General features: G+C 64.4%; 12 protein-coding genes and 1 pseudogene. 12 read left to right on the plus strand and 1 reads right to left on the minus strand.

What is annotated here, in order from left to right:
• Positions 1–71: 71 nt before the first annotated feature.
• The gene (locus A7V84_RS01690; protein ID WP_025516236.1) at positions 72–839 is read left to right on the plus strand and encodes a hydratase; all 768 of its coding nucleotides are present in this window, start codon (positions 72–74) and stop codon (positions 837–839) included.
• On the opposite strand, the gene A7V84_RS01695 is transcribed toward A7V84_RS01690, so the two are convergent.
• A complete protein-coding gene (locus tag A7V84_RS01695) occupies positions 822–2,414 on the minus strand; it encodes a TerC family protein (protein WP_025516237.1) in 1,593 nt (530 codons plus the stop codon). The genes A7V84_RS01690 and A7V84_RS01695 overlap by 18 nt on opposite strands.
• 863 nt (positions 2,415–3,277) lie before the next feature.
• Here A7V84_RS01695 and A7V84_RS01700 point away from each other — a divergent pair.
• From A7V84_RS01700 to asd, 11 genes and pseudogenes are all read left to right on the plus strand, one after another.
• Complete coding sequence (locus tag A7V84_RS01700) at positions 3,278–4,477, plus strand: EAL domain-containing response regulator (protein ID WP_063492252.1); 1,200 nt, start codon at positions 3,278–3,280, stop codon at positions 4,475–4,477.
• Between the two features lie 411 nt (positions 4,478–4,888).
• Positions 4,889–5,512 (plus strand): virulence response regulator transcription factor BvgA, encoded by a 624-nt coding sequence (gene bvgA, locus A7V84_RS01705; RefSeq protein WP_025516247.1) that lies wholly within the window; start codon positions 4,889–4,891, stop codon positions 5,510–5,512.
• Between the two features lie 95 nt (positions 5,513–5,607).
• Positions 5,608–5,835 (plus strand): annotated as a pseudogene (locus A7V84_RS21785) (hypothetical protein); the annotation flags it as partial.
• Positions 5,836–5,865: 30 nt separating this feature from the next.
• Positions 5,866–7,872, plus strand: a complete 2,007-nt coding sequence (locus tag A7V84_RS21580; protein ID WP_412778638.1) for a transporter substrate-binding domain-containing protein — start codon at positions 5,866–5,868, stop codon at positions 7,870–7,872.
• The gene (locus tag A7V84_RS21585; protein WP_063492250.1) at positions 7,818–9,122 is read left to right on the plus strand and encodes an ATP-binding protein; all 1,305 of its coding nucleotides are present in this window, start codon (positions 7,818–7,820) and stop codon (positions 9,120–9,122) included. Before A7V84_RS21580 ends, A7V84_RS21585 begins: the two co-directional genes overlap by 55 nt.
• 71 nt (positions 9,123–9,193) lie before the next feature.
• The gene (locus A7V84_RS01720) at positions 9,194–10,888 is read left to right on the plus strand and encodes an MFS transporter (RefSeq protein ID WP_025516250.1); all 1,695 of its coding nucleotides are present in this window, start codon (positions 9,194–9,196) and stop codon (positions 10,886–10,888) included.
• A 29-nt stretch (positions 10,889–10,917) separates the two neighbouring features.
• A complete protein-coding gene (locus tag A7V84_RS01725; protein ID WP_063492249.1) occupies positions 10,918–11,292 on the plus strand; it encodes a DUF488 domain-containing protein in 375 nt (124 codons plus the stop codon).
• A gap of 142 nt (positions 11,293–11,434) precedes the next feature.
• Positions 11,435–12,154 (plus strand): FadR/GntR family transcriptional regulator, encoded by a 720-nt coding sequence (locus A7V84_RS01730; protein ID WP_025516254.1) that lies wholly within the window; start codon positions 11,435–11,437, stop codon positions 12,152–12,154.
• A gap of 54 nt (positions 12,155–12,208) precedes the next feature.
• Positions 12,209–13,915: a thiamine pyrophosphate-binding protein gene (locus A7V84_RS01735; protein ID WP_025516256.1), complete on the plus strand. Its 1,707-nt coding sequence runs from the start codon at positions 12,209–12,211 to the stop codon at positions 13,913–13,915.
• Between the two features lie 89 nt (positions 13,916–14,004).
• On the plus strand, positions 14,005–14,484 hold the full coding sequence (locus A7V84_RS01740; protein ID WP_025516258.1) for a hypothetical protein: 480 nt from the start codon (positions 14,005–14,007) through the stop codon (positions 14,482–14,484).
• A gap of 81 nt (positions 14,485–14,565) precedes the next feature.
• Positions 14,566–15,456 carry an archaetidylserine decarboxylase gene (gene asd / locus A7V84_RS01745; protein WP_025516260.1) on the plus strand — a complete coding sequence of 297 codons (891 nt, stop codon included), beginning with the start codon at positions 14,566–14,568 and terminating at the stop codon, positions 15,454–15,456.
• The last annotated feature ends 6 nt before the right edge of the window (positions 15,457–15,462 follow it).

Consider the following 15,462-nt stretch of genomic DNA (forward strand, 5'->3'; position numbering starts at 1 on the left):
CGAACCCGCAAACCTGCCGCGCATGGCGGACAATAGCGTAGCCTAGACTTGCCCTTTTTCTTCTTAATCCCATGTCAGAATCGATTCAGTACTATGCCGGCGCCCAGACCGCCGCACTATGGCTGCGGCGCGCCCGCCGCCAACCCGGTGATCGTCTGCCACAAGGCTGCCGGCCACAGACGCAAGGCCAGGCTCTGGCCGTTCAGCAGGCCCAGGCGGCGCTGTCGCTCGTCGCAGGCGATCCGATCGCCGGCTGGAAATGCGGCCTGCCGCTGGAGGGCGCCCTGCGTCTGGCCCCGATCTATGTCAGTGGCCTGCATCAGGGCGGTGCGCTGGGCGGGCCTGAAGACATCCTGCGCCTTGAGCCTGAAATCGCCTTTGAGCTGACGCAGGACCTGCCGCCGCGCGACCTCCCCTATTCACGCGATGAGATCGATATGGCGATCGGCAGCGCGCGCCTGGCCCTGGAAATACTCGGCAGCCGCTATCTCGATCCGCACGCCCTGCCCCATTGCGAGCTGCTTGCCGACCATCTGTTCAATGCGGGCCTGGTTCTCGGGCCCACCGTGGCCCAGCCAGAGCCGGCTGCCATGACCCTTGAGCTCGAGCATGCCGGCCGGGTGCAGACGCTGGCCGGCCGCCATCCCGACGGCGAACCCCGAGCACCGCTGTACTGGCTGGTGAACTTCCTGCGCGAGAACGGCCTGGGCCTGGTTGCGGGACAGCACATCATCACCGGTTCGTATGCCGGCTGCCTGGAGGTCCCTGCGCAAGGACAGCTCGCATTACGCTTTGGCGACCTGGGCGCCATGACGCTGGAATTAGGGCTGCGGCGTTGAGTCACCCATCTGGGGCGCGCCGCTCTCATCGAGGCGGCGCGCCAGGATCTGGGCGATCCGGCGGCCTTCCATGCGGGTGACTTCGAACTCCCATTCACGCCAGCGGACCTTGCCCCCGACGCTCAAGAGATGACCGGCGGCGCGCAAGACGCAGCCAGCCAGGGTGGCATCATCCGGATAGTCCTGTGCCAGTGCCGGCGCGCCCAGCACACGGGCCGCTTCGGGCGTGGCCAAGCGCCCATCCAGCATCCAGGCGCCGTTCTCCAGCGGCGCGGCCGCAGTCACGGAGTCACCGGTCTGCTCCGGCAGCTCGCCGGCCACGGCGGTCAGCAGATCCATAGGCGTCACCAGCCCTTCGCACACGCCATGCTCGTCGACCACGATCAGGAGATGATCGCGGGATTCGCGCATGGCCTGCAGCAGCTTCATGACCGGTACGGTTTCAGGCACGTAGTGGGGTTGACGCGCCAGAGCCACCAGATCCAGGGCGCCCGGCACGCGCAGCGGTCCCAGCACGTCTTTGAAGTGCAGCACCCCCACCACGTTGCCAGGGTCGCCGTCGCACAGAGGCAGGCGCGAGTGGCCCGAGGTGAACTTGCTCAAGACGGTCTCCGGGTCATCCTTGACGTCCAGCCACACAATGTCCCCGCGCGGCACCATGATGCTGCGCAGGTCGCGCTCGCCGATCGAAAGCACCCCCTCGATCAGATTGCTTTCTTCGGGCGCAAAGTCGAAATCGCTGTCGTCGCTGTTCAGGCTCGGGCGTTCGGCGGCCGACTCCGGTTCGCCGCCGCCGGCGCGCAGCAGTTTCAGCACCATCTGGGCGGTGCGCTCGCGCCGCCCCAATCCGTGCACATCGCGATTGCGGTTGCGCTGGGCCAGCTGATTGAACAACTCGATGAGAATGGAGAAACCGATGGCCGCGTACAGGTAGCCTTTCGGAATATCGAATCCGAGGCCTTCGGCCACCAGGCTGAAGCCGATCATCAGCAACAGGCCCAGGCACAGGATCACCACGGTCGGGTGGCGGCCCACGAAGGCCATCAGCGGACGACTGGCCAGCATCATGACCAGCATGGCGATGATCACCGCCGTCATCATGATGCTCAGGTCCTGCACCATGCCGACTGCCGTGATGACCGAGTCAAGCGAGAACACCGCGTCCAGCACGACGATCTGGGCGATGACCTGCCAGAACACCGCGTAATGCTGCCGGCCGCCGGCCGCGTGGGCGCGCCCTTCGACGCGCTCATGCAGCTCCATGGTTCCCTTGAAGAGCAGGAACAGCCCGCCCAGAATGAGAATCAGGTCGCGTCCGGAAATCTCGGCGCCCAGCACGGTAAAGAGCGGCGCGGTCAGCGTCACTACCCAGGCGATGCTGGCCAGCAATCCGAGGCGCATGACCAGGGCCAGCGTCAGCCCCAGCATGCGTGCCTGGTTGCGTTGGTGGGCGGGCAGTTTGTCAGCCAGGATCGCGATGAAGACCAGGTTGTCGATGCCAAGCACGATCTCCAGCACGATCAGTGTGGCCAGGCCTACCCAAGCGGTGGGGTCGGACATCCAGTCAAATAACATCAACAATCCTCAAGAAAAAAGAACGCCCCGCCCCGGCGCAGACGCCGCGGGCTGAACAGGAATAGATGGAACGATGGCGCGCAGGTCGGCGCGGGGCCGCTCTGGCTGGGGAGGCGGTGCGCAAGGCGCGCCAGGATGCATGGGTCGGCGCGCACAAGGCGCCGCGTCGAGAAGGAGGCTCGTCTGTCATAGAGAGGGAAAGAGGCGTTGCTGCCCAGCGGCAAGCCGTGACAACAGGGCTACGCGTCTGTCCCAAATAGCTTTCATCAGGCTGAATATTAGCAAAAAAACTTGCCATGTCCATGTCCCGGTGGCAGGCCCGGGGCGGCTAGGAGAGAGCGCCGTTTAAGTTGTCAGGGACGCGGCCGTTATAAACAGCAAAAAACGCGGGTCAGCCAGGCTGGAACGGGTTGCCAAAGCCATGCTTCACGCGGGTAATACTTGTCCTAGATTGCGGAGATATCCCACATTTTCGACGGTTTTATCTGATAACTTACCGGAGCATATGCTGCGATGCCCCATGGTTTCTTGTGGCTTGCTGTGGTCGCTGCCTGAGCCGCGCTTGTGCTGGTTTGCGCCATCCACGCCGGTCTCATCAGACCATCTCGCCACAGGGATCAGGCCGCATATCTTGTGCATGGCACGAAATGATCTTGGAAATTTGTGTTCAACCGTATATAAATCAAGATATAAATCGCAAAATAATTTCCCGGACAGCACGATCGCGTGCCTCCATCCTGTATCAGGTCGAGGTACCGGCCGGGTGGCAACCGACAACATCAACCCCTAACTTTATGCGCCGCCCCTGAGCCAAAGCCTGTTCTGCGGCCCTGACGCCCGGCGCGAAGCACCCCCGACTCAGCATGAAGCAGCCGGCCATTCTTGTGATCGAAGACCACCCCGCCCAGCGGCTGGTCATGACACGCGCCCTCGACGTGCTGGGCTACTCGCGTATCTATCAGGCCCAGGAGGGCAATGATGCGCTGGAGCAGCTGGCCACCCATGGTCCGGCCGATATCGTCATCTGCGACGTCCGAACCCCCGGCATGGACGGCACCCAGTTCCTGCGCGAGGCCAGCCGGCGCGGGCAGATCAAGTCCGTCATCCTGAGCAGCGACGTCAGCAGCGATCTCACCGCCGCCATCCTCCACATGGCCAGCCTGCTGGGCATCCAGGTGCTCGGCGATCTGGGCAAACCGCTCAAGCTCGGTCGCCTGGAATCCCTGCTGCGCCGCTACGAAGACGACTCGGATCCGCCCGCCAGCGCTTCGCGTGCGCCGGTTTTCTCCGACCCGAGCCCCCGCGAAATCCAGATCGGCCTGGAGCGCGGGGAGTTCATCGCCTATTACCAGCCCAAGTTCGACATCCGCACCCTGCAGCCGGCCGGCGCCGAGATTCTGGCGCGCTGGGCGCATCCGGAGCATGGCTTGCTGCCGCCCTCCAGCTTCATCGAGGCCGTGAAAAACTGTGGCGAGCTCGACCATCTGACGCTAGCGCTGGCCGAACAGGCCATGGCATGCACGGCCCGTTCCTCAAACGCCGGGCGTGGCGCCAGCCTGGCGCTCAACGTCGAGACCTGCCAGCTCTCCAGCTCCGAACTGTTGCCTGGCCTGATGGCGGGCCTGGAACGTCACGCCCTGCCTGCCACGGCCCTGACCATCGAAGTCACCGAAACCGGGCTGCTGTCGGTCGAGGCCGCCACGCTCGCAACCCTGGTGCGCCTGCGCCTGCTGGGCTGCACGGTCTCGATCGACGATTTCGGCACCGGCTTCTCCTCGATGGAGCGGCTGTGCAACCTGCCCTTCAACCAGCTCAAGATCGACGCTTCCTTCGTCCAGCGCCTGCCTGGCGATGCGCGCAGTGAAAGCGTGATCGCCGCCACCCTGTCGCTGGCAGATCGCCTGGGCATCAATGTGGTGGCTGAAGGCATCGAAACCGCCGATCAGCGCAATGCCCTGCTGGACATGCGCTGCGCCCTGGGTCAAGGCTACTGGTACGCCAGCCCCATGTCGGGCGACGAGTACGAGGCCTGGCTGTTCAACCCCATGGTCGCCAACACCTGAAGCAGGCCGCCGGCACCCGGCGTCCTTTCGCTTTCCTCTTACGCTGTTCATTGGTCCTATTCTCGGACCCGCCCCCAGCCCTCTCTGGCTTCCCGCGTCTGCGGGCTGTGCCCCCTTGCCGGGAGGATGGCCGGATGAGACTGGAAGAACCCTCTTAGTCCTAACTTTTGCCTGCTCCCTGGGGGATCTATCATTTCATCCGATTTTTATTGGTATCGCAGCAATGCACTAATCTGAAATATATAGTGCCATAAAGAGCAGTTTTCATATATGTAGATATTAATAAATAAATACGGTTTACACGCTTTCAGTCCGCCCCGTACCGTAAAAAAAATACGCCATGGCTCGCTGATTTTTTTCAAACATAATAGTCCTCGATACAACCGAAAATTTGTGAGGCAGCGCTCCGCCATGCAAAAAATACTGATTATTGATGATCACCCTGTGATCCGTTTTGCCTTAAAGGCCCTCATGGAAAGAGAGGGTTTTGAAATCGTAGGTGAAACCGACAACGGGCTTGACGGCATCAGCATGGCCCGCGAAATGTTGCCAAATCTGGTCATTCTGGATATCGCCATTCCCAAGCTCGACGGTCTGGAAGTGCTGACCCGCCTGCAAGCGCTCGGCTTGCCCATGCATGTCCTGATTCTCACCGGCCAGCAGCCGGCGCTGTTTGCGCGCCGCTGCCTCAACGCCGGCGCAGCAGGCTTCGTATCCAAGCACGGCAATCTTCAGGAAGTGGTCGATGCCGCAAAGGCCGTCGTGGCCGGCTACACCTATTTCCCGAAAACCACCCTCAGCGACATCCGGGGCACCGAGCACCAGGACGATGCGATGCTGATCGCCTCGCTCTCCAACCGTGAGCTGGCGGTGCTGCAACTGCTTTCCCAGGGACTGACCAACAAGGACATTGCCGACAGCATGTTCCTGAGCAACAAAACCATCAGCACCTACAAGACCCGCCTGCTGCAGAAACTCAACGCCACCACCCTGGTCGAGCTGATCGACCTGGCAAAGCGCAATAACCTGGGGTAGCTGGCATCATGCACGACCAGCGGCAAAGCCGCCTTCAGCGGATCTTGTTGCAATATTGCCTGTGTTTTCTTCTGCTCTGTATCGGTCTGCCCGCCATGGCGACGGCAACCTATCTACCTCTCGGTTCCAACGTCCAGGTGCCGCGGCTTTCCATCGAACTGGACACCGAGGACTGGCAATGGCTGGCCAGCAACAGGGAATTACGCGTCGGCATTTTCTCTCCAGATTTTGCGCCTTTTCAGTTCACATATAGCGGCGCCTTCGCGGGCATAAACGCGGATTATCTAAAGATAATCAGTTACAACCTTGGGCTGACTCCCGTCATCGTTTTATATCCTGACCGCGAAAGCGCCTTGCAGGCCTTGCGCGATGGCGCAGTCGATATCGTCGATGATGTCGACGGCGCTCCCCTGGGCGGGGCAGGACTGTTAGCCAGCGAGCCTTATATCGTCAACCCCGCCGTACTCGTCACGCGGCGCGGCGCGGCGACGCTGCCGCAGGATTTCGGCGGCCTGCGCGTGGCGGTGAACCCGCGCAAACTGCTCGCGCCGGGCCAGCGCCAGACCGGATCCTGGGTCAACCTGGCCACGCCATTGCTGGGCCTGAGTGCCGTTGCCTACGGTCAGGCCGACGTCTATCTGGGCGATCCTCTGTCCGTGGCCTATTACATGGCGGCGGGCATTTTTGAAGATATCGAACTTCAAAAGCGCGATCAGCTCGGGTCGATCGGCGGCATGTACACCCTGCGCCACAGCAGCGGACGACTGCGTCATATTCTCAACCAGGCTATCGCCAGCATTCCCGACGTGTGGCGGCAGAATGTGCTGTATCGCTGGGGGCTGCCGACCGCCTCTTTTCGCGCGGTGTCGCGCCTGCGCCTGACCGAAAGGGAAAAACGCTGGTTACAACGCCAGCATGAAGTGCGCGTGGTCACGCTCAACGTCTTTCCGCCTTTCTCCATGTACAACCGCAATGCCAGCCGGCCGTCTGGCATGTCGATCGATCTGCTGCAACGGCTGAGTGATCTGACCGGCTTGCGGTTTGTCTACCAGGGGGTCGACACTGCGGCCGAGATGCAGCAGGCGCTCGTGAGCGGCGCGGCAGACATGGGCGCAGGAATGTTCTGGAGCGCCGCGCGCGACGCCTCCCTGGACTTCAGCACGCCCTACCTGACCTCGGCAGTCGTGCTGGTCGGACGACGTGGCGACCCCGCGCTCTCGGCCGACGCCACCTATGCCGGCCGACGCATTGCAACCGTCACGGGCAGCTCCTCGCTGGCCCAGCTGCGCGATCATTATCCCCTGGCCAAGGTCGTCCCGGTGGCCAGTCCCAATGAGGCCTTGCTGGCCGTCCTGGACGGGCGGGCCGACATGGCGATCCAGAGCCAGTTGGCGGCCAATTTCTATCTGCGCAATTATTTTCGCGACGAGCTGGAGATTCTCGCCGCATTCAATATCGCGCCGGCCCGGCTGGCTTTCGCCTTCGGTCGTCAGCAAGATGAATTGCAAAGCATCATCAACAAGGCCCTGGCGCTGCTGCCGGCTGACGAGCAGATTTATGTGCTTAACCGCTGGCGCGCGCAGGCGCCGCCGCAAATCAATACCTGGTATGCCTATCGGACTGAAATTTATCTGCTGATCGGCCTGGCATTTGCTTCCGCGCTCATATTCCTTGCATGGATTTTCTATCTGCGCCTGCAGATAAGAAAAAGACGCCGTGCCGAGCGCGCGCTCAACGATCAGCTCGCCTTCATGCACGTGCTGCTCGATGGAATTCCTTATCCGGTCTTTGTCCGCGACCTCGAAGGCCGAATGGTGTTGTGCAACCGCAGCTATCTGCAGGCTTTCAATGTGGCCGAGGCGGAGGTGCTGGGCCGCAAGATCACGGAGTCGCCCAGTGCTGAGCAGCAGGCCGAACAGGCCGCCCAGGTTCATCAGCAGTATCTGGATGTCATGCATGGTTCCCAGGGGGCCGTATTCCAGGACATGGAAATCGACATCGATGGCAGAAAGCGCTATCTGTATCACTGGATGCTGCCTTACACCGACTCGCTCGGCCACGTGGCCGGGATGATCGGCGGCTGGACGGATCTGACCGAACGCACCGAACTGTTGCACCAGTTGCAGGAAGCCAAAGAGGACGCGGATGCCGCCAGCCGGGCCAAGACGACCTTCCTGGCTACCATGAGCCATGAGATCCGCACCCCCATGAACGCCATCATCGGCATGCTGGAGCTGGTGCTGCGTCGCGAGCCGGATCCGGTGGCCGATCGCGATGCCCTGCAGGTGGCGCCAGCCTGCGGCAGGTGGCCGAGAACCTCATCAACGTCTTTCAGGGTCTGGCGCGCCAGCGCAACCTGACCCTGGCGCTGCATCGCGAACAGAGCGATGAGCAGGATGTCGAGATCGACGCGGCCCGACTCAAGCAGGTGCTGGCCAATCTGATCAGCAACGCCCTTAAGTTCACCGAGCATGGTGGCGTCACCCTCACCTTGCGCCAGCGCCGTCTCGACAGCGGCCTGGCCCAGATCGAGTTGATGGTCGACGACACCGGCCCCGGCATCAACGCCGCCGACCGGCGCAAGCTGTTCGAGCCGTTCACCCAGATCCGCCCGGCCGGCGACGAAGAGCAGCACATCTCCGGCACGGGCCTGGGGCTGGCCATCAGCCGCCGGATCATCGACGCCATGGGCGGCAACCTTGATCTCAGCAGCATTCCCGGCAAGGGCACCCGCATCGAGATAACGCTCACTGCCCCGTTGCTGGCCTGCAGCAGCTATGGCGCAAGCGCAGCGGAAGCGACGCCCAGGGAGGGCGCATCACGCCGTCTGAAAGTGCTGGTCATCGATGATCACTCCCCCAACCGCATGCTGCTGAGCCAGCAACTGGCTTTTATCGGCCACGACGTCCAGGAAGCCGCCGACGGGCGGCAGGGGCTGGCCGCCTGGCAGGCGCAACCCTTTGATGTCGTGCTGACCGACTGCAATATGCCCGGCATGAGCGGCTATGCCCTGGCCCGGGAAATCCGCCGCCTGGAAGCCGAACAGGGGCGCGCGCGTACCGTCATCCTGGCGGTGACGGCCTCGGCCCAACCCGAAGAGGCCGAGCGCTGCCGTCAGGCGGGCATGGATGGATGCCTGTTCAAGCCGCTCGGCGTGGACACCTTGCGCGACCGTCTGGCCGGGCTGGCGCCCGCAGGCCCTGCCTGCGCGCCGCCCATACGCAAGGAGTCTGCGACAGCGGTCGGGCCCTTGTGCTTCGCGCCGCAGCAGCTGCACCAACTGACTCAGGGCGATGCCGCGCTGACGCAGCGCATCGTGCAGGCTCTCATCGAGACCAACCGGGAAGATGCAGACGCATTGCGTCAGGCACTGGAAAACCGCGATCATGCCCTGCTGGCCGACCATGCCCACCGGATTGCCGGCGGTGCGCGGGTCGTCGGCGCCGAGGCGACGCTGAAGGCCGCCCGCAAGCTGGAAGACGCGGCGCCAGACTGCGACGACGCCCAGGCCGCCGCCCTGACAGCCCGTCTGCTGGAGGACCTGGCGCAACTCGAGCAGGCCCTGCAGGACTGGCTGGCCGGCGCAGGTCCGCAGGCCCCGCCGGCTTGACAGGCGCATGGGGCTCGGGGAATCTTCTGGCTTCGGGTTGTTCTCAAACCCTCGCAGGATTTCCCGCGCTCATGTTGCAACCGCCCTCCGCCAAAGACGACTTGCCCCCCGGCACCACGCCTTCGCCGGCCTCCGAGCCCGATCCCACTGTCAATGACGGTTCGCCTCCCGGAGTGCTGGCGCCGCTGCGCCACAGCGCCTTTCGCATCATCTGGATCGCCAATCTGTTCGCCAACCTCGGCGTATGGGCGCAATCCGTGGCGGCGGCATGGATCGTCACCACGGAGCAGAGCAGCCCCGTCCTGGTGGCGATGATCCAGGTGGCCGCGGCCTTGCCGCTGGTAGTGCTGTCGATCCTGACCGGCGTGTTGGCCGACAACTACGACCGGCGCAAGGTGATGCTGCTTGGCATGGCGCTGGAGCTGGGAATGGGCGTGGTGATCACCGCCCTCGCCTTCGCCGGCAAGCTGCATCCGGTCACGCTGATCATCGCGGTGTTCTTCGTTTCCGTCGGCAGCGCCATCATCACGCCGGCCTGGCAGGCGGCCGTGGGCGAGCAGGTCCCACGCCCGGAGATCGGCCGTGCCGTACTGCTTAACAGCGTCAACTTCAACGTTGCCCGCGCGCTCGGGCCGGCACTGGGCGGCATGCTGCTGGGCGCGGTGGGCGCGCCCTGGGTGTTCCTGTTGAACTGCCTCTGCTTTGCTTCTCTGATGTGGGCCATCTGGCGCTGGCGCCGTGCCGTGCCGGCGCGTTCGCTGCCGCCGGAACGCATCGTCGAGGGCGTGGTGGCGGCCCTGCGCTTTACCGAACACTCCAACGTGACCCGCCAGGTCATGCAGCGCGCTTTCACCTTCGGTATTTCTGCCAGCGCCCTGTGGGCGCTGTTGCCGCTGTTGGCCTATGACCACGCCGATGGCAGCGCCTCGCTCTATGGCTACATGCTGGGCGCGCTGGGGCTGGGCGCCATCAGCGGCAGTCTGTGGGTCAGCAGCGCGCAGCGGCGCCTTGGCAGTGCGCGCCTGATCACGGCAGGCTGCGCCCTGCTGTCGGCCTGCCTGGTGATCATCGGCGTGTTCGACCTGCTGAGCCTGATCTTTCCGGCGCTGCTGCTGGCCGGAAGCTGCTGGATCGCCGTGCTGGCCACCTACAACACTTCCATCCAGGTGCTGGTGCCCGATTGGGTCAAGGCGCGCGCCCTGGCGCTTTACCAGACGGCGCTGTTTGGCGGGCTGGCGCTGGGCTCCTTCGCCTGGGGCCATTTCACCGAAACCCTGGGGGTGCAGGGCAGCCTGCTGGCGGCTGGCCTGACGCTGGGGCTGACCACCCTGCTCTTTTCGCGCACGCATTTGCCCAATCTGAACGAAACCCAGGACCTGGCTGCCTGGCCGGTAGCTTCCGAGGCGCCCCGTGCACAGGACTTCGACCCGGCCCACGGGGCGATCATCGTCAGCGTGCAATATGTCATCGAGCACGACAAGCAGGCGGCCTTCCTGGGCAGCATCCCGGCGCTGCGGCGCATGCGCATGCGCAACGGCGCCGACCAATGGCAGGCCTTTCGCGATCTCAACGAACCCACCATCTGGGCCGAAGTGTTCGTGGTCGACAACTGGCTGCAATACCTGCGCATGATCGATCGGCTGACCCTGGCCGACAAGATGGTGCTGGATGCCGTCAATGCCTTCCATAGCGGTCCACAGCCGCCCAAGATCAGCCAGGGAGTCAGCTATCAGGCGATACGCGAGCGATCTTCGCGCGTGGCCTGATCCGCCCTGTCCGCCTTCGGAGCCACCTCATGCCCGCAGCTCGCGCCATCGTTCTTAAACGCGCCTACGAAGACCCCGGCCCCGAGGACGGCTACCGTGTGCTGGTCGACCGTCTCTGGCCACGCGGTCGTGCGCGCGCCGTCCTGGCACTGGATGCCTGGGCGCGCGATCTGGCGCCCAGCGATGCCCTGCGCAAGACCTTCCACCACGACGCCGAACGCTGGGACGCATTTCGCGAGGCTTATCTGCAAGAGCTGGGGCAACCGGCCCAGCGCGCCGCCATGCAGGCCTTGCTGAGCGCCGCCGGCGCCAGCCGCCTGACGCTGGTATATGGTGCGCGCGACCCCGAGCGCAATAACGCCGTCGTGCTGCAACAGGCCCTGAGCGCGCTGGCCCGCCCCTGATCGCGCGGCCCTGGACAGCCAGCGGGCGCCGGCTCATGGTTTTCCCGCAGAAACGCCATCAACGCTTTTTCTGTTGCGACAAATACTGCACACTTCGTCATCGCCCAGTGGCCTGACCACTCGGCCACTTGAGTTACAGACCATGGCACTCTTTCACGCTGTCACCCCGACCCGCCTTTATCGCCTGATCGCCGACCAGATCGCCAGTCGCATCCGCGCCGGAGATTTCGAGATCGGCGCGCGCCTGCCCGCCGAGCGCGACCTGGCCGAGCAGTTGCAGGTCAGCCGCGCCTCGGTACGCGAAGCCCTCATCGCGCTCGAAATCGAGGGCTATGTCGAGGTCCGGGTCGGCACGGGCGTCTTCGTCTGCGCGCCGCGCGACGACGGGCAATACGCCGCCGCCCAGGCCGGCGGGGTGGAGCCCAGCGACATCGGTCCCTTCGATCTGCTGGACACGCGTCTGCTGCTGGAGCCCGAGTGCGCCGCCCTGGCGGCGCAGCGCGCCTCGGCCGCGCAACTGGCCGCGATCCGCAGCGCCCACGAGGCCATGTCCTTGACCGAGACGCCCAGCCTGCACGACCAGGCCTTCCATAGCGCGATTGCGGCTGCTTGCGGCAACGCGGCGCTGGCGGCGGCGATCTCCCATATCTGGCATCTCAGCAGCATCAGCCCGCTGTTCAGCCGCATGGAACAGCATTTTGTGGACACCAGGGTGTGGGCGGTGGCGCGACAAGAACACGCGGTCATCCTGGCCGCCATCACGGCACGCGACCCTGCCTCCGCCCGGCAGGCCATGCATGACCATCTGGTCGGCATTCTGGCGCGCCTGCGCGACGATTTCGGCACCGGTGCGCTGCGTTAGCGCCTCGGGGCATCCCGTCTATTTCTATACCGGTCCTGCTCAAGGAGCTTCTGTATGACGCAAACGCTCACCGAACGCAACGGCGGACAGATTCTGATGCAGCAACTGCGCCAGCACGGCGTGCGCCGCATCTTCATGATCCCCGGCGAAAGCTATCTGCCCTGCATCGACGCCCTGAACGAGCATCGCGGCAGCATCGAACCCATCGTCTGCCGCCAGGAAAGCGGGGCCGCCTATATGGCCGAAGCCCATGGCAAGTTGACGGGCGAACCCGGCATCTGCTTCGTGACCCGGGGCCCCGGCGCGACCAATGCCAGCATCGGCGTGCACACGGCTTTCCAGGATGCCACCCCGATGATCCTGTTCGTCGGCCAGGTGGGCAACGACTTCGTCGAACGCGAGGCCTTCCAGGAGATCGACTATCGCCGCATGTTCGGGCCGATGAGCAAGTGGGTCGCGCAGATCGATCGCACCGAACGCATCCCGGAGTTCATTGCCCGCGCCTTCCAGGTGGCCACCAGCGGACGACCCGGCCCGGTCGTGCTGGCCCTGCCCGAAGACACACTCTGGGGTCGCGCCACGGTGGCGGACATGCCCCGCTATCAACGCAGCCACAGCAGCCCGAGCCAGGCCGACCTGGCCCGCATGACCGCCCTGCTGGATGTCGCGCAACGCCCTTTCCTGCTGCTGGGGGGCTCGGGCTGGACAGCAACCGCCATGGCCCAGATCGCCGATTTCGCCAGCCGCTTCGAACTGCCTGTCGGCACGGCCTGGCGCCGGCTGGAGTGTTTTGATCAACGCCATCCCAATGCCGCCGGCCATGTCGGCTGGGGCATGACGGATGCCCTGCGCCAGCGCCTGCTCGAGGCGGATCTGGTGCTGGCAGTCGGAACGCGGCTGGGAGAGGCCACGACAGAAGGCTACAGCCTTCTCGAAAGCCCCTTGCCGCGCCAGTCCCTGATCCACGTCTACCCGGATCCCGACGAACTGGGTCGGGTATATGCCACCACGCAGAGCATCGTGGCCGATCCGGCGCGCTTTGCCGAAGCCGCCGCAACGCTGTCGCCGGGCCATACGGTGGCGCGCGGCGAGCGCGTGGTCCAGGCGCATCGCGATTGGCAGGACAGTCTGCAGCCGCTGCCTGCGCCCGGCCCGCTGGGGCTGGATCAGGCCGCCGCCCATGTGGCTGCCCACCTTCCCGAAGATGCCTGCCTGACGGTAGGCGCGGGCAACTACGCCCTCTATCCGCATCGTTATCGCACCTTCACCGGCCCTGGCACCAGTCTGGCCCCGACCCTGGGCGCCATGGGCTACGGCTTGCCGGCAGCCATCGCCGCCAAGCTGCAGGATCCTGCGCGCACGGTGGTCTGCTATGCCGGCGACGGCTGCTTCCAGATGAATATGCAGGAGCTGGGCGTGGCAATGCAGTATCGCCTGGGCATTGTGATCCTGGTATTCAACAATGGGATGTGGGGCACCATCCGGGCCCACCAGGAGCGCGACTTCCCCGGGCGGCCGATCGCGCTGTCGTTCGAGAATCCGGACTTCAGCCAGATCATCAAGGGTTATGGCGGCCATGGGGAAATCGTTGAACGTGATGCCGACTTCGGGCCCGCCTTCGAACGCGCATGCGCTTTTGCCGAGCGGGAACGACTGCCTGCGCTCGTGGAAATACGCTATGACGGCAACGGCATCGCCCCGGGACAGACGCTGGACGCGATCCGCGAGGCGGCGCTGCAAAGACAGCGGGCCGGCGCCTGAACGGTGCGTAACAGCGGCCAACCGGTCGTCTTCGCGGCGCGGGCAGGTAGAATCGCGGGTTTCACCTCTGCCTGCCCGCTCACGCCCCAATGACCCTGCGCCATCTTTTGCCAACGATTTTTCTCTACACGGAAGAACAACGAGGCAATCAACTGGTGGAATCCGAAGTCTTCGGCATCTTCTCCGATGTCGCGGGCATCGACAAACTGGTGGTGGTGCATGATCCACACAACCGCCTGACCTTTGTCTACCGGGTTGACCACGACAGCGACAATCTCGACGCGGTCGGCATGACCCAGCTCGACAGCACCGCCTTCGACGGCAAGCAGAGCACCAGCATCAATGGCCTGACTTATCGCCTCGGACCGCCCTCGGCGGCCCTGCGCCTGCTGCGCGACAAGCCGCGCTGGATCCAGGACAAGGGTTCCGTGCTCGGGGTGCTGCTGCAGAATGCCGCGGTGCGCTCCTCGCGCCTGACGCTGCGCCGCATTCCGCGGCCGCGCGTGACCCGTATCCCACCGGATGCCCCCATCGTGCGCCTGCCCAGCGCCCCGGACGCCGATACCTGACGTCTTCTTCGGCAGCAAACGTTACACTTCAGTCTTATCTCGCCGTACCGGTGCCGCCGCGCCGGTTTCCCCAGGATATCCATGGCCTTCAAAGACCAGATTTTTCTCGCCAGCCAGTACCTGGCGCCGCATCACCTTGTCTCGCGCGGTTTCGGCCTGCTGGCGGAAAGCCGCTCGCCCGAAATCAAGAACTACATGATTTCGCGCTTTGTGCGGCGCTACCGCGTCGACATGAGCGAAGCGCTCATCGAAGATCCGCGCGCGTACGCCTGTTTCAATGATTTCTTCACGCGCGCGCTCAAGGCCGATGCTCGCCCCCTGGACGATGATCCCGCCAATGCGGTCTCGCCCGCCGATGGGGCCATCAGTCAGCTGGGGCCGATCCGCGAGGGCCGCATTTTTCAGGCCAAGGGCCACAGCTTCGGCCTCACGGCCCTGCTGGGCGGCGATGCCGAGCGTGCCGCAGCCTTCCAGGACGGCGAATTTGCCACCATCTATCTGTCGCCGCGCGATTACCACCGCGTGCATATGCCGCTGGCCGGCACCCTGCGCGAAATGATCCACGTGCCGGGGCGCCTGTTCTCGGTCAACCCCCTGACGGCCAGCCATGTGCCCGAACTGTTTGCCCGCAATGAACGCGTGGTGTGCATTTTCGACACTGAGCACGGCCCCATGGCCCTGGTGCTGGTCGGCGCGATGATCGTGGCCTCGATTGAGACGGTCTGGGCCGGCCTGGTCACGCCGCACAAGCGTCAGGTGCGTACGGTGCGCTATGACGGCGCGGCACGCGAGCCCATCCACCTGGAGCGCGGCGCCGAAATGGGCCGCTTCAAGCTCGGTTCGACCGTCATCGTGCTGTTCGGGCGCGACCGCATGCGCTGGCTGGACCAGCCTTCGGTGCGCGGGCCAATCCGCATGGGGGAAACCCTCGCCTTGCCTACAGATCGGCATCCGGCCGTGGATGCGGTGTAGGCTGTT

It is taken from the genome of Bordetella trematum (assembly GCF_900078335.1).
In the GTDB taxonomy this organism is placed as follows: Bacteria; Pseudomonadota; Gammaproteobacteria; order Burkholderiales; family Burkholderiaceae_B; genus Bordetella; species Bordetella trematum.

What these genes read in the sequence shown, in the direction of transcription:
- A7V84_RS01690 (WP_025516236.1), top strand. Translation starts at nt 72, where the DNA reads ATGTCAGAATCGATTCAGTACTATGCCGGCGCCCAGACCGCCGCACTA.
- A7V84_RS01695 (WP_025516237.1), bottom strand. Translation starts at nt 2,414, where the DNA reads ATGTTATTTGACTGGATGTCCGACCCCACCGCTTGGGTAGGCCTGGCC.
- A7V84_RS01700 (WP_063492252.1), top strand. Translation starts at nt 3,278, where the DNA reads ATGAAGCAGCCGGCCATTCTTGTGATCGAAGACCACCCCGCCCAGCGG.
- bvgA (WP_025516247.1), top strand. Translation starts at nt 4,889, where the DNA reads ATGCAAAAAATACTGATTATTGATGATCACCCTGTGATCCGTTTTGCC.
- A7V84_RS01720 (WP_025516250.1), top strand. Translation starts at nt 9,194, where the DNA reads ATGTTGCAACCGCCCTCCGCCAAAGACGACTTGCCCCCCGGCACCACG.
- A7V84_RS01725 (WP_063492249.1), top strand. Translation starts at nt 10,918, where the DNA reads ATGCCCGCAGCTCGCGCCATCGTTCTTAAACGCGCCTACGAAGACCCC.
- A7V84_RS01730 (WP_025516254.1), top strand. Translation starts at nt 11,435, where the DNA reads ATGGCACTCTTTCACGCTGTCACCCCGACCCGCCTTTATCGCCTGATC.
- A7V84_RS01735 (WP_025516256.1), top strand. Translation starts at nt 12,209, where the DNA reads ATGACGCAAACGCTCACCGAACGCAACGGCGGACAGATTCTGATGCAG.
- A7V84_RS01740 (WP_025516258.1), top strand. Translation starts at nt 14,005, where the DNA reads ATGACCCTGCGCCATCTTTTGCCAACGATTTTTCTCTACACGGAAGAA.
- asd (WP_025516260.1), top strand. Translation starts at nt 14,566, where the DNA reads ATGGCCTTCAAAGACCAGATTTTTCTCGCCAGCCAGTACCTGGCGCCG.